We start from the raw sequence: 19,577 nt of genomic DNA on the forward strand, positions 1-19,577 counted from the left end.
AGGTTGTGACCTGCGCAAGGTAGTTTAAGGGATCCGCTGACAAAACGGAAAGCATCCCCCGCCAAGCCTGTTTTTAAAGCAGACGGACGTTGATGTGCAGCTTTGAGGGGAAGCAGGCGTTCTGTGTTTTGAGGCTCATTGCGCCAACGGGGCTCTCTGTGACTATTCAATGCTGCCTTATGTTGCGAAGGATATATTACTCAATTTCTGATGCATGAAATCAATGAGCGCTCTTGTTTTAGCGGGTAAGTAACGCCGATCTGAATAAAGTGCGAACAATTGCAATGGGGCTGCCGATTGTTCAAAATCAATCTCGATTAACCGTCCATCGTTGATGTAGGGTTGGCAGGCTTGTTTCGATAGAATGGCAAAGCCGACACCTGATATCGCCGCTCGTCCTGCCATCTCTCCGCTGTTTACCCGATAATGGCTTTTGACCTTAATAGTCTCGAATCCCCCCTTGTTATTAACAAACTGCCAGGGAGCACCTTTCAGTGCACTTACCGTTGTAATACAGGGTAATTCTTCAAATTGCTGTATACGCGAAGGGGTGCCATAACGCTCAATGACGGAGGGGGCTGCAACGATGCTGCAAGGGATAGTCACCAGATGACGGGCTATATAGTCACTGTCGTCCATCTGACCACGGCTGACAATGATAGCTAAATCCAGATCATCTCGCAGGGATTCAAAACCGGACAAATTTGTAACGCAGCTGATCTCCAGATCCGGGTACAGACAGGCGAAATCGGCAACAACAGAACCCAGCAATGCAGGACCTATTTCATTGGGAATACAGATGCGTAATGGACCCTTGAGTTGCATTTGCCGCAAGGTTAATTCTGTCTCAGTTTGCTCAAGCGCCTCCAGTAATGGCTTCGCTCGGGTATAGAGCAAGTGCCCCGCCTGGGTGAGTTTCATATGTCGGGTGCTGCGCTCAATGAGCTGAAGATTCAGTTTTTCTTCTAACTGAGAAATACAACGACTCACATTGGATGTCGGCATTTCAAGAACTTTCGCTGCCCCAACAAAACTTTCTCTTTCAACCACAGCAATGAACACTTTGAGGGTATTAAAATCAAGAGCCGACCGCATTAATTATCCCATATATGATAATAATAAATGCCATTTTTACCATCTAATGAGCACTATTGATAGCAGTTAAACTCGGATATCTTTCATCTATAGGTCGCTTGCTATGCTACTGCTCTCAAAGCCATTGAATCATAACACCCTCATACGGATAGCTATTGTAATGGCTTTTATCCAGTTCACTAATGCGCTGGAATATATGATGTTCAACCCTGTTTTTGCTTTTATGGCAGCAGATTTCTCAGTTCCTGTATCATTCTCAGGCTATGTATCTGGTATGTACACATCAGGGGCAGTCCTGTCGGGAATTATCGCCTTTTACTGGATTGGTGGTTTCAATAAGAAACGTTTTTTAATCGCCAATATGGCACTACTCGGCCTGCTGACACTTTTGACTACATTCACCTCCAATTTTAGTCTTCTGCTTACATTACGATTCTGTGCAGGATTGGTTGGAGGTACGACTATGGGGGTGGGTATCAGTATATTGATAAATCACGCACCGACTAACTTGCGCGGAAAAATGTTGGCAACGGTGATTGCGTCATTTTCGATGGTAAGCATTGTAGGAATGCCCACTATATTATTTTTGTGCACTCATTATGGTTGGCATGTCGCTTTGTGGTTAATCAGCACACTGTGTTTTTTGGCATTACCACTGATTGTCTCCATCATCCCTAAAGACCCAGTCTATTTCGACACACACCACGCGCTGCCTCTCGATGCGGATACTTTACTGTTTGCTTCCAGTAATGCGCTGGTACAGTTTAGTCCAATGCTGGTCATTCCCATTCTGGTACCATTAATGACACAGCAATTGGGCGCTTCTCAAGACCTGTTGCCTTGGCTGTTCTTCGGCGGAGGTGTTACAGGGTACCTGTCTACAAAAATGACAGGCGCGTTAACCTCCCGTGTTTCTACTTTGATTCTGGCTACAGGGTCAACCATCGTCTTTATACTGAGCTTGCTAATCCCCATCCTTGGCTATCCGCATGCGGCGCTATTTATCACTTTGTTTCTCGGCGCATCTTACAGTCGCCTGGTTTCATCTTCGGCGGTTACGATTCAGTTTCCTGATGACGGGCATCGAGCGGGATTCTCTTCATTACAGACATCAATAATGTATCTGATTACAACTGTCGCATTTTTCCTGTCCGCTTTTCTATTACCTGATCAAGGCATGACGCCACAAAATATAAACACGTTGCTGGCGATATGTGCAATTTCCGCATCAGGGTTCCCAATTATCGTTATCATTCTGCAAAAGAAACTGGCTAAACGCACGCTCCAACCTGATCATTGATTAGCATAATGTCCGCTGTTGGCACGCGGCAGACAAACACGTGACGCTGAAGGTCTGGTGAGAGCGAGGAGCAGACATTTAGATGATCATTATGTGGTTAACCACGCATATCGAAGCCGGATTTTTGAAAATCTCGATATAGCTCCGGGTTGGTGAAGACTGGGAATATTCGGCTCTCTGCCATATCACATGACAAAGAGCACGCCAGAAATAAATGGATTATGCTAGTACGCTTTACTGCTTTGACGGGATGTGACAAATGTCATCGCGACCGCCCCCAGAAGTAAAAAACCACTCAAACCAAAAGTACTTCGCCATCCCAGACTGTCGAATATCAGACCTCCAGCCGTTGAACCAAGCGCAATCGAGAACTGGATCACCGCAACCATGAGACCACCACCCGCCTCTGCATCTTCGGGCAACGCCCGTGCAATCCACGTCCACCATCCCGTTGGCGCAGCCGTCGCCAGCAGCCCCCACAGGCTTAGCAAAATGGCAACAGCCCAGATGCTGTGTCCAACCAACAGTAACGTACCGGCAGTCGCTGCCATAAGCAGGGGGATCATGATTAAGGTCTGATAAAACCTGGCGTTCAGGAACGTCGATACAAACATTGTACCGACAAAACCTGCTACGCCTATTGCGAGCAAAATCAGAGAGAGCCCGGAAGGACCTACGCGGGCTACGGTCTCAAGAAAGGGACGCACGTAGGTAAATAAGGCAAATTGTCCCATGAAAAACAGTCCGCAGGCCATCAGTCCCGTTGGTACGATAGAAACTCTGAACAGACGAAGCACAGATCTCTGTGGCTTTTGTTTTTTATCGATATCCATCATAGGTAGGCTGACCCATAGCCATATGAACGCGGCCATCGCAAGGGGGACGAGGCACAAAAAGGCCCCACGCCAACCGACGGTCGTCCCCAGGTAGCTACCAAGTGGGGCAGCCACAACGGTAGCCAGCGCGTTGCCGCCGTTAAAAATCGCCAGCGCGCGGGTAACCTGGTGCTGCGGCACGAGCCGAATGGCAGTTGCAGCCGACATTGACCAGAATCCACCGATGACGACGCCAATCAGAGCCCTCCCCAGCATATAAACCGGATAGTTAGGCGCCATGGCGATAACTATTCCCGATATGGCCATTAAGACCGTCAGCCCCAGCAGAAGATATTTTCGATTCAGATCTCCGGCAACATGGGAGATAGTCAGGCTGGTCAGTACCGCCAGCGCGCCAGATATGGCAATTCCTTGCCCTGCCAGCCCTTCAGTAATGTGTAAATCACTGGCAATGAGCGTAAGCAGACTGACCGGCATAAACTCGGAAGCGATCAGCACAAACACGCAAAGCGTCATGGCAAATACGCCCCCCCAGTATGCATCTGTTTTATTGGGTGATTTTTTCAGACTTACTATGGACATTATCAGCATCTCTTTATATCGCCCCGGCGAGATACAGCCGCAGCCGGGACAGACGTTATTCAGAGAATAACGACAAAAACGTGGTTAAGAATGAAGTGCGGGCGATGAACAGTCGCCTGCAAATATCAGACGGCTTCAGGCCATTATCTTAAGTTTGTTTTGAAAAAGTGCTCAAATTTAGCAAACGGGATCTTACCCGCAACGTTGTCGTACAGATCGACGTGGTTTGCCCCAGGGACAATCACTAACTCTTTCTCTTTGCTGCCGATCGCCTTAAAGGCATCTTCAGCAAAATAGCGTGAATGGGCTTTTTCGCCGGTCACGATGAGTGTAGGGATAGTGACTTCATTCGCATAACTCAGCAGCGGCATACTCATAAATGACAGCGGCATGGTTGCATTCCAGGCACCGGTTGAGTTGACCGAACGCGGATGAAAACCGCGAGGCATGCGATAATAATCGAAGAACTCTTTCAGAACAGGATTGGGATTGGCGGGTAACGTTTCCGGCAAAATACGATCCGACGCACTGACGCTGCCCTTCTCATCCACATAGATATCATGCCCGCCGGGCGCGAAAGCACCATTTTCCGCATCCTTCCAGCGCTGGGCGTTCAGGTATTGCAGAACGGCACGGCGATCGGCGGTGGTATAACGGTCTTTGCCATCGCCCACGCCATGCCCCATCGCGCGGCTCATGTCATACATCACGCTGGTAGCCACCGCTTTGACGCGGGTATCCATCACGGCATCGTTTAAGGCCATGCCGCCCCAGCCGCAAATACCTAGCAGCCCGATACGATGGCGATCCACCTCATTTTGCAGGCCTAAGAAATCAACCGCCGCGCTGAAATCCTCGGTGTTGATATCGGGAGACGCGACATTGCGCGGGTAGCCACCGCTCTCGCCCGTATAAGAAGGGTCGAACGCCAGGGTAACAAACCCCTGTTCCGCCAGCGTCTGCGCATACAGGCCGCTGGACTGCTCTTTCACCGCACCGAAGGGGCCGCTGACGGCAATAGCCGACAGCTTACGTTCGCCACGATCCTTCGGAATGTAGAGATCTCCGACCAAGGTGATCCCGTAGCGGTTCTGAAAGGTCACTTTACGGTGATCAACTTTCGTGCTTTCAGCAAAGGTTTTATCCCATTTAACGATCAGCGAAACAGGCGCGTTAGGATTAGTTGTATCGGCATAACTCATATTTGTGACTCCACTTAATGATGCGCATAGCAGCATGGCGGGTATCGCGGCTGTCAGTTTTTTGGTGAAAGCAGTCATCAAAATCCCCTCATAAAACGTAATAGATACAGGTGTCATACGGACAGCGCTGCTGTGCTTTGCTGCTAATGCGCACATTATAGTTAGCAGTAATAGTGCTGATTAGGGGGTGAAAAATGCTAAGATTAATACCATTTTGTTCTAAATATTAACGCCGGTAGCGAGGGAGGGATGATGGCTAAACGGGGAAACTATAACGATTTATACCTGTTCATGCAGGTGGTGCGGGAAGGGAGTTTTACCGCCGCGGCACAACGCCTTGGCCTGGCACAATCAGGAATCAGCCGCTCTGTACGCGAACTTGAAGAACGCCTGGGCGTTCAACTTCTGGTGCGCACCACGCGCAGATTATCGCTTACCCATGCCGGTGAACAACTCTACCGGACCCTTGAGTCAGGATTCGATGCTTTAGATATGGGACTCGCCACGCTGGCCAATTATCGCCAGTCCCTATCAGGTACGGTACGCATCAATGCCAGTCAGCACGCGATTGATAAGGTGCTCCTGCCGAAGCTTGCGATATTTAAGCAGCACTACCCCGACATCCGACTGGAACTCATTAGTGAAAGCCGGTTTGTCGATATTATCGCTGAGCGATTCGATGCCGGTGTACGTCTGGGGCCAGAAGTTGGGAGTGGCATGATTGCTGTTCGTATTTCCCCTGACATGGAGATGACCATTGTCGGTACGCCAGATCACTTTCGTCGCTATGGCTTTCCGCAAGTCCCCGCAGATTTAGTTGTTCATCCCTGTATAGCTTATCAGTTCGGCGACGGCAGCCTGTACGCATGGGAACTTAATCAGGGCGGCAAAAAAATCACGCATCGGCCGCAGGGTCAATGGGCGTTTTCTGACAGCTATATGGAAGCCAAAGCCGCCAGGCTGAGCTTGGGGCTGGCTTATGTCCCGGAAGAGTTAGTGTCAGACGATTTAGAACAGGGTTCACTCATCAGAGTTTTACAACGCTACAGTCAGCGACTGGAGGGCTCATTTCTCTATTATCCGCACCGCAATGTGTCGCCCGCTCTGCGAGCAGTTATCGATACATTGAGAATTTAAGGGATGAAGATAAGGTTACACGCAGGCTGGGGTAAGAGTTGGAAAACAGCACCCGCTCCTGGCACAAAGCAGACTGTCAGAGCCCTTTGAATACGATCCCACTTCGCGCAAACTTTTTGAGGCTCGTTCTAGCTACCCTTCGCTTGCAGAGAACATTGTAGAACGATCGACATATGACAAGCCCGAATGGGTAACGGGTTTGTGTCAGGCACCGCGAATGGTGCCGCGCCAGACGAAATCGGCATGATACAGCCGGGTTTCACCCGGTATCTCCTGGCCCAGCGTCGGCATCGTATTCTCTTCCTTCTGCTCTTCCGCCATCAGCCAGGAAACCGCATCCTGAGCAAATAACGCCACCGGCTGGGTAAAGGTGGTGAGGTTATAAGAGGACCACGCCGCCTGCGGAATATCGTCGTAGCCCGCGACGCATAGATCTTGCGGAATGCGTAGCCCAAAACGATGGCGCGCCTCGTCCATAAAACCGCAGGCCAGCAAATCGGTGACGCAGAATACCGCGTCAGGGCGTTCACGCCGGGTCAGCAAGCGGTGCGCCAGGATCTGGCCGCTCTCATAAGAGGTGGTGCCAAAACGCTCGACGCTCACCTCCAGCCCCGCAGCTTCCGCCGCCTGCAGAAAACCGCGCTCACGCGCCATCAGGCTTGGCGTACCGGCCAATGAGTTGGCGAAGGCAATGCGTCGGCAGCCCGCACGGGCAAACGCCATCACCACCCTGCCAGCCGCCTCTTCGTTATCCAGCCGGATGCTGAGCGAGCCGGGCAAGGTATCGTTACGGTTGATCAGCACCAGCCGCTGTCCGTGTTTGTGGCACAGGCGGGCGATGCCGCTGTCCGGCATGCCGGAGAGTACAAAAGAAGCATCTGCGCGGAAGTTAATCGCCTGCTGCAATGCCTGGGACACGCTGTCATCGGAGCGATCGGTGTTAATCAACATGGCGATTTTTCCCGCATCCTGCAGATGCTGGGTCAGCAATCGCACCAGGCTGGCCCGATAAGGCGTCGCCAGCTCCGAAACGATCAGGCAGACAATGCCGCTGCGGTTGCGCACCAGTCCCCGTGCCAAATGGTTAACGTGATAACCCAGCTCTTCGGCCGCTCGCATCACCCTTTCGCGGGTTGTCGCCGACACGCTTGCGCCGGGCGTATAAGTTCGCGAGACCGCCGAACGGGAGACCCCGGCCAGTTCCGCTACGTCTTTCGCACTGATCATCGCCTTGTCCATCGCCATCTTCACTTCCATCCGTTACGCGCTCTGAGAAAAGTTTGCCGCATTTTGCAAAGCTGTGCAAATTTTTAGCGGTCAATTTGTTTCATTTTTGTGACGAGTAGGTTGAATTGTTTCATCACGCGATTGACAGCACAATTTTTATCCTCTAGTTATTTGCACACACGTGCAAAAAGAATAGGCGACAACGTATCGCCACCCTACACAACCAAGGAGAACACCATGCAACGCGTTACTCTGATGGCGGTCCTCGCCGCCGGCACAGCACTCTCTGCCCTGCCAGCTCAGGCTGCCGGGAAACTGAATATGATCTGCTCCGCCGACGTGGTGGTCTGTGAGCAAATGACCAATCTGTTTGAGAAACAGCACCCGGATATCAAAGTCAGTATGGTGCGCCTCTCCGCCGGGGAAGCCTATGCACGTATTCGTACCGAAGCCCGCAACCCGCGCACCGATATTTGGTGGGCAGGCACCGGCGATCCGCATATGCAGGCCGCCGACGAGGGGTTAACCCAGCCTTATCAGTCACCGCTGCTGGATCAGCAGCACGACTGGGCGCGTAAACAGGCCGAAAGTGCCGGCTACCGTACCGTTGGCGTCTACGCCGGGGCACTGGGCTGGGGCTACAACACCAAACTGCTGGCAGAGAAAAAACTCAAGGTGCCCGCCTGCTGGAGCGATCTGCTGGATCCGGCTTACAAAGGCGAAATCCAAATGGCCAACCCGAACTCTTCCGGCACCGCGTACAACACCCTCGCCACGCTGGTGCAAATCATGGGGGAAGAGCCGGCCTTCGACTACCTGAAAAAGCTTAACGCCAACATCTCGCAGTACACCAAATCCGGCTCGGCACCGGTAAAAGCGGCGGCACGCGGCGAAACCACCGTCGGCATCGTCTTTATGCACGATGCCGTCGCGATGCAGGTCGATGGCTTCCCGATCAAGGCGGTTGCACCTTGCGAAGGGACCGGGTTTGAAATTGGCTCCATGTCGATCGTGAAAGGCGCGCGCAACCTCAAGGAAGCCAAGGTGTGGTACGACTGGGCGCTCAGCGCTGACGCCCAATCGCACATGAAAGACGCCAAATCCTTCCAGTTGCCGTCAAATCGCAACGCGGCTATTTCCGAATACGCACCGCGCTTCGAAAACATCAAGCTGATCGACTACGACTTTAAAACCTACGGTGCGACAGAAAAACGCAAGGCCCTGCTCAGCCGTTGGGATAAAGAGATCGGCGCCAGCGCCCAGTAATTCAAGCCCTTCCCTCCCGCATGCGATGCGCTCTGTAATAAACCGGGCGAGGTCACGCTCGCCCATGCAGGGCGCGGTGAAGGACATATGAACTCTCGAGGTTAAGATGAATGCTCAAAACCGCCGCCTTGACGGGGCCCTCGTGCTGGGCGCACTGGCACTGTTGTTGCTGCCCTGGTACAGCCAGGAAGCCGGGTTCTTCGACTTTGGCTGGCTAACTACGCTGTGGCAGGATCAGGCGAGTGCACCCGCTCTGTGGCAAATACTGACGTTTCAACGCCCGTGGCTGGCGATTGCCCTGCTGATGCTGCTGGTTTGCGCACTGGCTCGCCTGCTGAAAATTGGCCGTTTTCGCTCGCAGTTGCTGATCGCTGCCAGCCTGGTCGGCGTGGTCTTTCTGCTGTTTGAAGGCCATGCCATTGGTTACAGCGGCTGGAACTGGCAGTGGAGCGAACACCTGTTCGGCGCACTCAGCGACGGCCAGCCCGCTTTTGGCGCCGGCGCTATTTTACTGATCACCACATTTTTGCTGCTGTTCTCTTTTGCGCTGGCCGAACGCGGCGTGCTGAAGGGCGATGCCTTTGTGGTCGCCGCCATTGTGCTGCTGGTCGCGCTGGTCACCACTTTCGTGCTTTACCCGGTGCTGAGCATGTTTGTCGCCTCGGTGCAGGACGTGGACGGATCGTTCAAGCCCGACGGCCTGATCGCCAATATGCAGGATCCAGCCATTTGGAGCCTGAGCTGCCTGAAGGGCGGCAGCTGCGGTACCGCCTGGCGCACCCTGACGCTGGCGCTGATGACCGCCAGCGGATCCACGCTGCTCGGCCTGGCTTTTGCCCTGGCCGCCACTCGTACGCCGCTGCCGTTCAAAAAAGGGCTGCGCATGTTGACGGTGCTGCCGATCATTACGCCGCCGTTCGTGATCGGTCTGGCGCTGATGCTGCTGTTTGGCCGTGCCGGGGTGGTGACCGAGCTGCTCGCCGGGGTGTTCGGCATTGAACCCGGCCGCTGGCTTTATGGCCTGACCGGTATCTGGATTGCTCAGGTGCTCTCCTTTACCCCGATTGCCTTTCTGGTGTTGATTGGCGTGGTGGAAGGCGTCAGCCCCTCGCTGGAAGAAGCTTCGCAAACGCTGCGCGCCAACCGCTGGCGCACTTTCCGCTACGTTTCCCTGCCGCTGATGGCGCCCGGGTTGGCCAACGCCTTCCTGATCAGCTTTATAGAAAGCATGGCGGACTTCGGTAACCCGATGGTGCTGGGCGGCAGCCACGGCGTGCTGTCGACCGAAATCTTCTTCTCGGTGGTCGGCGCGCAAAACGATCCGAGCCGCGCCGCCGTGCTGGCGATTATCCTGCTGTGCTTTACCCTCAGCGCCTTTATTTTGCAGCGCCTGTGGTTGGCAGGGAAAAGCTTCGCCACCGTTACCGGCAAAGGGGATTCCGGCACCCACTGTGGATTGCCGCGGGGCTTGCGCTACGGCGTGTACGCGTTGGTGATCCCCTGGGGCCTGTTCACGCTGGTCATCTACGGCATGATCCTGATCGGCGGCTTCGTGCAGTCATGGGGACTCGACAGCAGCCTGACGCTGGGCCATTACGCTCGCGCCTTCGGTTTCCACTGGAACAGCGGCCAGATCGTCTGGACCGGCGTCGCCTGGAACTCGTTCTGGACCACGCTGGAAATCGCGCTGATCGCCGCCCCGCTCACGGCCATCGTCGGCTTGCTCACCGCCTGGCTGATCGTGCGGCAGAAGTTTGCCGGCCGCCAGACCTTCGAGTTTATGTTGATGCTCAGCTTTGCCATCCCCGGCACGGTGATCGGCGTCAGTTACATCATGGCCTACAACCTGCCGCCGCTGGAAATCACCGGCACCGCCCTGATCCTGGTCGCCTGCTTTGTGTTCCGCAATATGCCGGTCGGCGTTCGGGGTGGGATCGCCGCCATGAGTCAGTTGGATCGCAGCCTGGATGAAGCCTCGCTGACCCTGCGCGCCAGCAGTTTCCGTACCCTGCGCAAAGTGATCCTGCCGCTGTTGAAACCGGCCATCAGCGCGGCACTGGTTTACGCCTTTGTGCGCGCGATCACCTCCATCAGCGCGGTGATTTTCCTGGTCAGCGCCCAGTACAACATGGCCACCTCCTACATCGTCGGGCTGGTCGAAAACGGGGAATACGGCGTGGCCATCGCCTACTCCTCCGTGCTTATCGTGGTGATGCTGGCGGTGATCCTCACTTTCCAACTGCTGGTGGGCGAACGTCGCCTGCGCCGTGCCATCCGTATTACCACACCGCCGGTGACGCCACCACCGGCCTTACATCAGGAGAATGCCGTATGACTGCCATTCGTTCCGGCTCGGTGGTGTTTGAGAACGTCACCAAACAGTTTGCCGATTTCACCGCCTTGCCTGGGCTTTCACTCACCGTCGAGCCCGGCACGCTGGTGACGCTGCTTGGCCCTTCCGGCTGCGGCAAGACCACTACCCTGCGCCTGCTGGCCGGTCTGGAACACCCGACCTCAGGCCGTATTCTGATTGGCGGCAAGGAGGTCACGCATCTGCCCGCCAACGAGCGCGACGTCGCGATGGTGTTTCAATCCTACGCGCTGTTCCCGCACATGAACTCTCTGGATAACGTGATGTACGGCCTGCTCGCCAGCGGCCTGTCGCGCAAAGAGGCACAGGATCGGGCACGCGAAGGGCTGAAATTGGTCGGTCTGGAAAGCATGGGCCAACGCCTGCCCTCTGAGCTCTCCGGCGGCCAGCAACAGCGCATCGCCGTGGCGCGTGCCCTGGTGCTGGAACCGCAAGTGCTGCTGCTCGACGAACCCTTATCCAACCTCGACGAGCGGCTGCGTCGCCGCGTCCGCACCGAGATCCGCGATTTGCAGCAGCGCCTCGGCTTCACGGCGGTCTATGTGACCCACGATCAGGAAGAAGCCCTGGCGGTCTCCGATAAGATTATCGTCATGAAAGAAGGGCATATTGCCCAACAGGGCGCGCCGCAGGAGCTTTACCATTCGCCGGCGTCGGTGTTTATCGCCGACTTTATGGGCGAGGCCAATATCCTGCCCTGTGACATACAACAAGTGGTCGGCGGCGAAGCGCTGATCACCCTCGGCAGCCGCCAGTACCGGGTACCGGGTGGTAAGGCGCGTCCCGGCGCAGCGCAACTGTCGGTACGCCCGCAGTTTATCACCCTACTGCCGGAGCAAAGCGGCGCCTTGAACGGCGAAGTCACCCATAGCACCTGGCTTGGGGACCATATCGAATATGAAGTAAAAACCGATCTCGGCGCGCTGTTTATTGTCGATGTGCAGATGGAACGCCAATTGGCACCGACCACCCGCGTGGCCATTGACTTCAAAACTCAGGGTCTGGCACTGATTACCCAGTGATCCTAACAACGTTAAGGAATGAAGATGAACGAACAGATTACCCAGCGCCTGACGCTGGCAGAACAGGCGGCCCGCGAAGCCGGAACCAAGGCGCTGGATTATTTTAACCGCCGCGAGAGCCTGGTGATTGAAACCAAACGCGATGCGCAAGACGTGGTTTCGATTGCCGATCGCGAGGTTGAACTGCTGATCCGTGAACACATCACCCGCCAATTCCCGCAAGACGGTTTTCTGGGCGAAGAGTTTGGCCTGCAACCCGGCGATTCCGGTTACACCTGGGTGGTGGATCCGATCGACGGTACCAGCCCATTCGTTAACGGCATGCCGAACTGGTGCGTGTCCGTGGCGGTGATCCATCTGGGCGAGCCGGTGATCGGCGTAATTGTTGCCCCCTGCCAGCAGGAGTGTTTTAAGGCCGCGCGCGGCGCGGGAGCTACCCTCAACGGCAAACCACTGCGGGTGGATCCCAAGCGCACCATGCAAAACCACGTCACCGGTTTTGGTGCCAACAGCTATGTTAAACCGGAACACGTCGGCGAAATTGCCGCCGCAATCACCGCCGTGGGCGGCAGTTTCTTCCGCAACGGTTCCGGCGCCATGATGTTGGCCTGGGTGGCGGCAGGACGGCTGGTGGGCTATTACGAACCCTACATGCACGCCTGGGACTGTCTGGCGGGTTATTGTCTGGTGAACGAAGCCGGTGGCTGGACCCACCCGTTCAATACCGAAGGGGAACGTTTACTGCGCGGCGGGCCGGTGCTGGCGGTGGCCCCTGGGGCGAAAGAAGAGTTAATGCGTATTGCACAGCTCTGAATTGACGTTGAATAGCCCCCTGATGGGGGCTATTGCTTGAGTGAAAGGACGAACATATTCGACCGCGAGGTATTTACAACCCGCGTTTTTCCATCAACACCGCCAGATCGACCAGGCGGTTAGAGAACCCCCACTCGTTGTCGTACCAGGCAAGCACCTTGACCAACTTGCCGCCGATCACCAGCGTGGAAAGCCCATCAATAATCGACGAGCGCGGATCGCCTTTATAATCGCTCGATACCAAAGGCTCATCGCTGTAACCGAGAATACCCTTCAGTGGCCCTGACTCCGCAGCCTGGCGGAAAGCGGCGTTGATTTCTTCGCTGGTCACTTCGCGTTTCAGCGTGACCGTCAGGTCGACGATAGAGACCACCGGCACCGGTACCCGCAGCGAATAACCGGTCAGGCGGCCATCCAGGCTCGGGATCACCTTGCCGAGCGCTTTCGCCGCACCGCTGGAGTAAGGCACAATCGACTCCGCGGCAGCACGGGCGCCCCGTAAATCTTTTTCCGGCTGATCGTGCAGCGCCTGGCTGTTGGTGTAGGCATGGGTGGTATTCATCAGGCCGTACTCAATACCAAAGGCTTGATGCAGCACCTGCGCGGCGGGCGCCAAACCGTTGGTGGTACAACTGCCGTTGCTGACCACCCGATGCTTGGCCGGATCGTACTGTTCCTGGTTAACGCCCATCACTATCGTAATATCGTCGTCTTTTGCCGGCGCAGAGATAATCACTCGCTTGGCGCCACCACGGGTGATGTGCACTTCCGCCTTGGCTTTGTCGGCAAAAAAACCGGTCGCTTCGATCACCAGGTCTACGCCCACGCTTTTCCATGGAATAGCGCCCGGATCTCTTTCAGAGAAGACATGAATTGGCCTGCCGTCCAGCAGCAGCTGGTTTTCACCGGCCTCGACGCTGGCCGCCAGCCGGCCCGAGAGCGAATCGTATTTCAGCAGATGCGCCAGGGTTTTGCTGTCGGTCAAATCATTGATCGCCACAACTTCAAAGTCGCTGCGACCTAACGCAGCGCGCAAAACATTCCTGCCGATTCTGCCGAATCCATTAATGCCTACTTTGACCATGATCTACTCCTTCGTTATTGGCTCTGGTGTAAATTTAAGCCGCAGGGAGCGTGTCGTAAATGACGTTTGTAGATCAATTTACGCCAAAGTGCGTGAATGGAAGCGATCGCGGTATTCGGTTGGGGTCAGTTGCAGATGCCGTTCGAAAACGCGGCGCAGATTGAGCGCATTGCCGAAACCGCTGCTGGTGGCGATTTGTTCAATGCCTTGTGAGCTCTGTTCCAGACGCTGGCGGGCGATGTACAAGCGCCCTTCTTCGACAAATTTGGCGGGTGAAATACCGGTTTCACGCGTGAACACGCGCGTAAAGTTGCGCGGGCTCATGGCAACCCGTTCGGCCAGTTTCTCAACGGAAAGATCCTCGGCCAGATTCTCCAGGATCCAGCTCTGCAGATCGCGGATAGGGCCCGGTGTTTTGGCCTGATTCAGTGGGTAACGGCTGAACTGCGCCTGCCCGCCGGGGCGGCGTAAAAACATCACCAAATCCTGCGCCACTTCGCGGGCCTGCACGAAACCGTAATCGTCCTCCACCAGCGCCAGCGTGAGATCAAACCCGGAGCTGACGCCGCCAGAGGTCCAGACCGCACCATCCTGCACGTAGATCGGCCCATTTTCGACCTTCACTTTGGGGAAACGGGCCTGCAAGGTTTCCAGCAGCCGCCAATGGGTGGTCGCCCGGCGGCCGTCCAGCAGACCGGCCTCGGCCAGCAGCATCGCCCCACCGCAAACGGAGGCCACGCGCCGCGCTTTGGGGGCCGCACGGCGGAGCCAATCCACCACAAAGGCGCTTTCTTCCTCGGTCGCCCCTTTGCCGGTAACGATGATGGTATCGCGTTCCACCTCAGGGTCGAGATCCGCCAGGCGATGATCGGCCAACAGATTCAAACCGGACGAGCCATGCACCACCCGGTGGGTTTGCGTGGTGACTATCGCCATCTGGTAGAGCGGCGCATCATCGGGCCGCAAGCGGTTGGCCTGCATCAGGATGTCGGCGATCCCCGCCGATTCGAACAGCATGCCCCCTTCGGGGACGATAATCAGAAATGTATGCATGGCCTTAAAATACAAAATCGACAAAATAAGTCAATAACGCTTCCCGGTTTGAGAAGCGTTTCTCTCATCAGCGCCAGCCCAGCGCCGGGGCGACATGAGTCAGGATCGACTCAATCACGTGGGCGTTGTAGTCAACGCCCAGCTGGTTGGGCACGGTCAGCAGCAAGGTATCGGCTTCGGCAATCGCTTCGTCCTGCGCCAACTGCTTGATCAGCAGTTCCGGCTCGGCGGCATAGCTACGGCCGAATACCGCGCGAGTCTGCTGATCGATATACCCCACCTGATCGCTGTCCTGGCCGCTGTTGCCGAAATAGCTGCGATCCTGCTGGTTCATCAGCGCAAAGATGCTGCGGCTGACCGACACCCGCGGCTGGCGTGTATGACCTGCGGCCTTCCAGGCATCGCGATAAGCGCGGATCTGCTTGGCCTGCTGCACGTGGAAGGGCTCGCCGGTTTCGTCGTTTTTCAGCGTAGAGCTTTGCAGATTCATACCCAGCTTCGCCGCCCAGATCGCCGTGGCGTTTGAGCTTGCGCCCCACCAGATGCGATCGCGCAGCCCGGCGGAGAAAGGTTCTACCCGCAGCAAGCCCGGCGGGTTCGGGAACATCGGTTGCGGGTTAGGTTCAGCAAAGCCTTCGCCACGCAGCGCTTCCAACAGGACGTCGGTATGGCGGCGCGCCATATCGGCTTCGGTCTCGCCTTCGGCAGGCGTATAACCAAAATAACGCCAGCCATCAATCACCTGTTCGGGAGAACCGCGGCTGATGCCCAGTTGCAGCCGCCCGCCGGAAATCAGGTCGGCGGCGCAGGCATCTTCAACCATATAAAGCGGATTTTCATAGCGCATGTCGATCACGCCGGTGCCGATCTCAATACGCTGGGTTTTGGCGCCGATGGCCGCCAACAGCGGGAATGGCGAGGCAAGCTGGCGGGCAAAGTGGTGTACGCGAAAATAAGCCCCATCCGCCCCCAGCTCTTCTGCCGCCACGGCAAGATCAATGGATTGCAGCAGCGCGTCTGCCGCCGAACGGGTGCCCGACTGCGACGAAGGCGTCCAGTGGCCGAAAGAAAGGAAGCCGATTTTCTTCATGGGGTGATCCTTAGATTCATTAATGACCGGATTACAGTGACAAAAATCGCCCCCTTCCGGCCAGAAATATCGTGGCCGATCGCACTAAACGGATCCTTTTACGCCACGACGCCACACTGCCTGAGCATTGTAATCAAAAAGTAAATATCGTATAACAGGCTCCTCCGAGGGGTGTCCTGTTACGGGCTGAGATGGCGCAAGCCGAACCCTTTGAACCTGATCTGGGTCATGCCAGCGAAGGGACGGTCGGCAATCCCCTCACGGCGGTTGCCTGTTCATACCTCACCTCAGCGCGCCCGGATCTCCACTCACTTTTGGAGGTCCCATGTTTACTCCCTTATTCGATAACGGTCTTTACGGAAAGCTGCGCCAACAGGCCGGCGGTCACTGGCAGGACTATGTGGCACACCCCTTTATTCAGCAACTGGCCGCCGGTACGCTGCCGGAACCCGCTTTTCGCCGCTACCTGACGCAGGATTATCTGTTCCTGATCCACTTTGCCCGCGCCTATGCCCTACTGGTCAGCAAACTGCGCACCCTGCCGGAAATGCGTGCCGCTACCGCTTCGCTCAATGCGATTGTCGCCGAACTGCCCCTGCACCTGGCCTATTGTGCCGACTGGGGATTGAGCGAACCGCAGATAGCCGCCGAACCCGAAGCGCCGGAAACCCTCAATTACACCCGCTATGTGCTCGATATCGGCCACGCCGGGGATGCCCTGGATCTGCTGGCAGCGTTAATGCCCTGCGTCGCTGGCTATGCCGAAATCGGCCTGCGCCTGCTCAACGATCCCAACACCGTGATGGAAGGCAATCCCTATGCCTCGTGGATCCGCAACTATGGTGATCCTGCCTATCTGAGCGGCGTACAAGCCTCCCTCGACCTGCTGGAAAACGTTGGCCTCCAGCGGGGTGCCCCAAGCCGCCTGAACGAACTGTCGGCGATTTTCACCACCGCCACCCGCCTGGAATCCGCCTTCTGGCAGATGGGGTTGAATGCCCAATGAGCCTCGGCGACACGCAGCACGGCAATGCCCGGCCCGGTATTCAGGTACGGGATCTGACCCTGCGCTTTGGTCAGCAGGTGATTTTCGATGGTCTGAATTTCGATATCGCCGGCGGCAGCTTCGTTGCCCTGCTCGGCGCCAGCGGCGCGGGGAAGACCAGCCTGCTGAAGATCATCGCCGGGCTGGCGAAACCCACCTCCGGTACGGTTATCGGCAGCGACGGCCTGCCGATAACCGGGCGTATCGCCTATATGGGGCAAAAGGATCTGCTCTATCCCTGGCTGACAATTGACGAGAATATTAGCCTCGGTGCGCGGCTGCGCGGCGAAAAGGTCGACCGCGCCTGGGCGGAACATCTGCGGGAACGCGTGGGCTTGACCGGCTATGGCCGCAGCTTGCCTGCCGCGCTGTCCGGTGGCATGCGTCAACGTGCCGCTATTGCCCGCACGCTGTATGAGCGCCAGCCGATTGTGTTGATGGATGAACCCTTCTCCGCGCTGGATACCATTACCCGCGCCATGATCCAGCAGCTGGCCGCCGAACTGCTGGCGCAGCATACCGTGCTGCTGATCACCCACGACCCCATGGAGGCCTGCCGCCTTAGCCACCGCCTGCTGGTGCTGTCCCGTTATCCGGCGGGGCTGGACGACAGTCATGTTATCGGGGGCTTACCGCCGCGAGCGCCGGACAATCCTCAGTTGCTGAAAAGCCAGAGCGAGTTGCTGCTGCAACTGGTGAGGGCCGCCGGATGAAAACCCTTTCTGAAAGCCGTCTGTCGCGGATGCGTCGCAGCCTGACGGTGTTCGCCGGCCTGTTGCTGCTGTGGGCACTGGCCACGCTGGGCGACATCCCCGCCTTCCTGTTGCCCTCCCCCTCGGCGGTGGCACAGGCGCTGTGGGACAACCGGGCGTACCTCGCTTATCACACGCTGATCACCGCCTCGGAGATCGCCTGCGGTTTGCTGGCCGGGGTTTTGCTCGGTGCCACGCTGGCGCTGTGCATGATCTTTTCGCCGCGCCTGCAGCGCTGGTTGATGCCGCTAGTGCTGACCAGCCAGGCGATACCGGTGTTTGCGCTGGCGCCGCTGTTGGTGCTGTGGTTCGGCTTTGGCATGAGCGCCAAAGTGGTGATGGCGGTGCTGGTGATTTTCTTCCCGGTGACTTCCGCCTTCTTCGATGGGCTGCGGCGGGTCAATAACGATTATCTCGATCTGGCCCGAACCCTGCGCGCTTCTCCCTGGGCCCAACTGCGTCACGTACGGCTGATGGCGGCGCTACCGGCTTTCGGTTCCGGGCTGCGGATGGCCGCCGCCGTCGCCCCTATCGGCGCCATCATCGGCGAATGGGTTGGCTCGGCGGAAGGCCTGGGTTACGTCATGCTTAACGCCAACGCGCGCATGCAGACCGACATCTGCTTTGCCGCGCTGTTTATTTTGGTGCTGATGACCGTCTTGCTATGGGTGACGGTAGACGCGCTATTGCTGCGCCTGATCGACTGGGCACCGGAAAATGATTGATCGCCTCACAACAACAAGGGTAACAACCATGCTTAAAAATACCGTCTGCGGGCTGCTGCTCGGCGCCACGCTGGCCAGCCAGGCCAATGCCGCGGAAAAACTGACGCTGGTGCTCGACTGGTATATTAACCCCGACCACGCGCCCATCATGGTGGCCGAGCAGATCGGCGCCTTCAAGGCCGAAGGGTTGGACGTCAAGATTGTGCCCCCTTCCGACCCGGCGCTGCCGCCGCGCCTGGTGGCGGCAAAACAGGCCGATTTGGCCATCACCTACCAGCCGCAGCTGCACTTTTTTGCCGATCAGGGCCTACCGCTGGTACGCGTAGGCACCCTGATTAACTCACCGCTCAATACCGTGATGACGCTGGATAAAAGCATCACCACCCCGGCAGGACTTAAGGGTAAAAAAATCGGCTATTCGGTCAGCGGCATCGAACAAGCCACCTTGGCGACCATGCTTGAGCATGAACACCTCAACCCCAATGAAACCAAACTGATTAACGTTAATTTCCAACTGACCAGCGCCCTGCTGGCGGGCCAGGTCGATGCGGTAATCGGCGGCTATCGCAACATTGAAGCGCTGGAGCTGAAACTGCAGGGCAAAGATCCGGTGGTGTTTAACGTGGAAGACTACGGTGTGCCGAGCTACGACGAGCTGATTATCGTCGCCAATCGCGATTCGCTGGCCGAGCCGAAAATCAAAAAATTCCTCGCGGCGCTGAAAAAAGGCAGCGACTATCTGCACGCCCATCCGCAGGAAAGCTGGCTGGCGTTCGCCAAAGCCCATCCGGAACTCAATACCGAGCTGAACAAACAGGCCTGGCAAGCCAGCCTGCCGCTGTTCGCAACCGATCCGGCGAAGCTGGATAAAGCGCGCTATCAAGCCTACGAACAATTCCTGTTCGACAACAAGCTGATCAAAAAAATCACGCCGGTGGAGCAATACGCGGTGGAGCTGAATTAAAGGTTATTTGCTT

Annotated in this window: 17 protein-coding genes and 1 riboswitch; of the genes, 10 read left to right on the forward strand and 7 right to left on the reverse strand. The window is 56.5% G+C overall.

The annotated features are described in order from the left end of the window. Nucleotides 1-177: 177 nt before the first annotated feature. A complete protein-coding gene (locus M495_RS15630) occupies nt 178-1,095 on the reverse strand; it encodes a LysR family transcriptional regulator (RefSeq protein ID WP_020827651.1) in 918 nt (305 codons plus the stop codon). A 103-nt stretch (nt 1,096-1,198) separates the two neighbouring features. Here M495_RS15630 and M495_RS15635 point away from each other — a divergent pair, with 103 nt between their 5' ends. Next, nucleotides 1,199-2,395 carry an MFS transporter gene (locus M495_RS15635; protein ID WP_041414739.1) on the forward strand — a complete coding sequence of 399 codons (1,197 nt, stop codon included), beginning with the start codon at nt 1,199-1,201 and terminating at the stop codon, nt 2,393-2,395. A 224-nt stretch (nt 2,396-2,619) separates the two neighbouring features. Here M495_RS15635 and M495_RS15640 read toward each other — a convergent pair whose 3' ends face one another. Next, complete coding sequence (locus M495_RS15640; protein ID WP_041415494.1) at nt 2,620-3,813, reverse strand: MFS transporter; 1,194 nt, start codon at nt 3,811-3,813, stop codon at nt 2,620-2,622. A 143-nt stretch (nt 3,814-3,956) separates the two neighbouring features. Then, entirely contained in the window at nt 3,957-5,093 is a 1,137-nt protein-coding gene (locus M495_RS15645) for an alpha/beta hydrolase (RefSeq protein WP_041414741.1), read from the reverse strand. A gap of 174 nt (nt 5,094-5,267) precedes the next feature. On the opposite strand from M495_RS15645, the gene M495_RS15650 reads away from it, so the two are divergent. Beyond that, nucleotides 5,268-6,152 carry a LysR family transcriptional regulator gene (locus tag M495_RS15650; protein ID WP_020827655.1) on the forward strand — a complete coding sequence of 295 codons (885 nt, stop codon included), beginning with the start codon at nt 5,268-5,270 and terminating at the stop codon, nt 6,150-6,152. Between the two features lie 204 nt (nt 6,153-6,356). Here the strand turns inward: M495_RS15650 and M495_RS15655 are convergent, their stop codons facing one another. Next, on the reverse strand, nt 6,357-7,397 hold the full coding sequence (locus tag M495_RS15655) for a LacI family DNA-binding transcriptional regulator (RefSeq protein ID WP_020827656.1): 1,041 nt from the start codon (nt 7,395-7,397) through the stop codon (nt 6,357-6,359). A gap of 219 nt (nt 7,398-7,616) precedes the next feature. Between M495_RS15655 and M495_RS15660 the strand changes: the two genes are divergently transcribed. The 4 genes from M495_RS15660 (at nt 7,617) to M495_RS15675 (ending at nt 12,851) form a co-directional block, all read left to right on the forward strand. Further along, on the forward strand, nt 7,617-8,645 hold the full coding sequence (locus M495_RS15660; protein WP_020827657.1) for an ABC transporter substrate-binding protein: 1,029 nt from the start codon (nt 7,617-7,619) through the stop codon (nt 8,643-8,645). A gap of 106 nt (nt 8,646-8,751) precedes the next feature. Next, nucleotides 8,752-10,980 (forward strand): ABC transporter permease, encoded by a 2,229-nt coding sequence (locus M495_RS15665; protein ID WP_020827658.1) that lies wholly within the window; start codon nt 8,752-8,754, stop codon nt 10,978-10,980. Beyond that, the gene (locus tag M495_RS15670; protein WP_020827659.1) at nt 10,977-12,038 is read left to right on the forward strand and encodes an ABC transporter ATP-binding protein; all 1,062 of its coding nucleotides are present in this window, start codon (nt 10,977-10,979) and stop codon (nt 12,036-12,038) included. The genes M495_RS15665 and M495_RS15670 overlap by 4 nt, the downstream gene beginning before the upstream one ends. 24 nt (nt 12,039-12,062) lie before the next feature. Next, nucleotides 12,063-12,851 carry an inositol monophosphatase family protein gene (locus M495_RS15675; RefSeq protein WP_020827660.1) on the forward strand — a complete coding sequence of 263 codons (789 nt, stop codon included), beginning with the start codon at nt 12,063-12,065 and terminating at the stop codon, nt 12,849-12,851. A 73-nt stretch (nt 12,852-12,924) separates the two neighbouring features. On the opposite strand, the gene gap is transcribed toward M495_RS15675, so the two are convergent. From gap to M495_RS15690, 3 genes are all read right to left on the reverse strand, one after another. Further along, on the reverse strand, nt 12,925-13,935 hold the full coding sequence (gap, locus tag M495_RS15680) for a type I glyceraldehyde-3-phosphate dehydrogenase (protein ID WP_020827661.1): 1,011 nt from the start codon (nt 13,933-13,935) through the stop codon (nt 12,925-12,927). 78 nt (nt 13,936-14,013) lie between these two features. Next, nucleotides 14,014-14,988: a GlxA family transcriptional regulator gene (locus M495_RS15685; protein ID WP_041415496.1), complete on the reverse strand. Its 975-nt coding sequence runs from the start codon at nt 14,986-14,988 to the stop codon at nt 14,014-14,016. Between the two features lie 67 nt (nt 14,989-15,055). After that, nucleotides 15,056-16,078: an LLM class flavin-dependent oxidoreductase gene (locus tag M495_RS15690; RefSeq protein WP_020827663.1), complete on the reverse strand. Its 1,023-nt coding sequence runs from the start codon at nt 16,076-16,078 to the stop codon at nt 15,056-15,058. Nucleotides 16,079-16,235: 157 nt separating this feature from the next. Further along, nucleotides 16,236-16,338, forward strand: a riboswitch (TPP riboswitch). Between the two features lie 65 nt (nt 16,339-16,403). On the opposite strand from M495_RS15690, the gene M495_RS15695 reads away from it, so the two are divergent. The 4 genes from M495_RS15695 to M495_RS15710 are packed head-to-tail and all read left to right on the forward strand — an operon-like array spanning nt 16,404 to nt 19,564. Continuing rightward, nucleotides 16,404-17,084 (forward strand): TenA family protein, encoded by a 681-nt coding sequence (locus M495_RS15695; RefSeq protein WP_020827664.1) that lies wholly within the window; start codon nt 16,404-16,406, stop codon nt 17,082-17,084. Then, nucleotides 17,081-17,836, forward strand: a complete 756-nt coding sequence (locus M495_RS15700; RefSeq protein ID WP_020827665.1) for an ABC transporter ATP-binding protein — start codon at nt 17,081-17,083, stop codon at nt 17,834-17,836. The genes M495_RS15695 and M495_RS15700 overlap by 4 nt, the downstream gene beginning before the upstream one ends. Then, a complete protein-coding gene (locus M495_RS15705; protein WP_020827666.1) occupies nt 17,833-18,600 on the forward strand; it encodes an ABC transporter permease in 768 nt (255 codons plus the stop codon). Before M495_RS15700 ends, M495_RS15705 begins: the two co-directional genes overlap by 4 nt. Nucleotides 18,601-18,628: 28 nt before the next feature. Further along, nucleotides 18,629-19,564 carry an ABC transporter substrate-binding protein gene (locus tag M495_RS15710; RefSeq protein ID WP_020827667.1) on the forward strand — a complete coding sequence of 312 codons (936 nt, stop codon included), beginning with the start codon at nt 18,629-18,631 and terminating at the stop codon, nt 19,562-19,564. Nucleotides 19,565-19,577: the final 13 nt, after the last annotated feature.

The sequence above is a fragment of the Serratia liquefaciens ATCC 27592 genome (assembly GCF_000422085.1).
GTDB classification, from domain to species: domain Bacteria; phylum Pseudomonadota; class Gammaproteobacteria; order Enterobacterales; family Enterobacteriaceae; genus Serratia; species Serratia liquefaciens.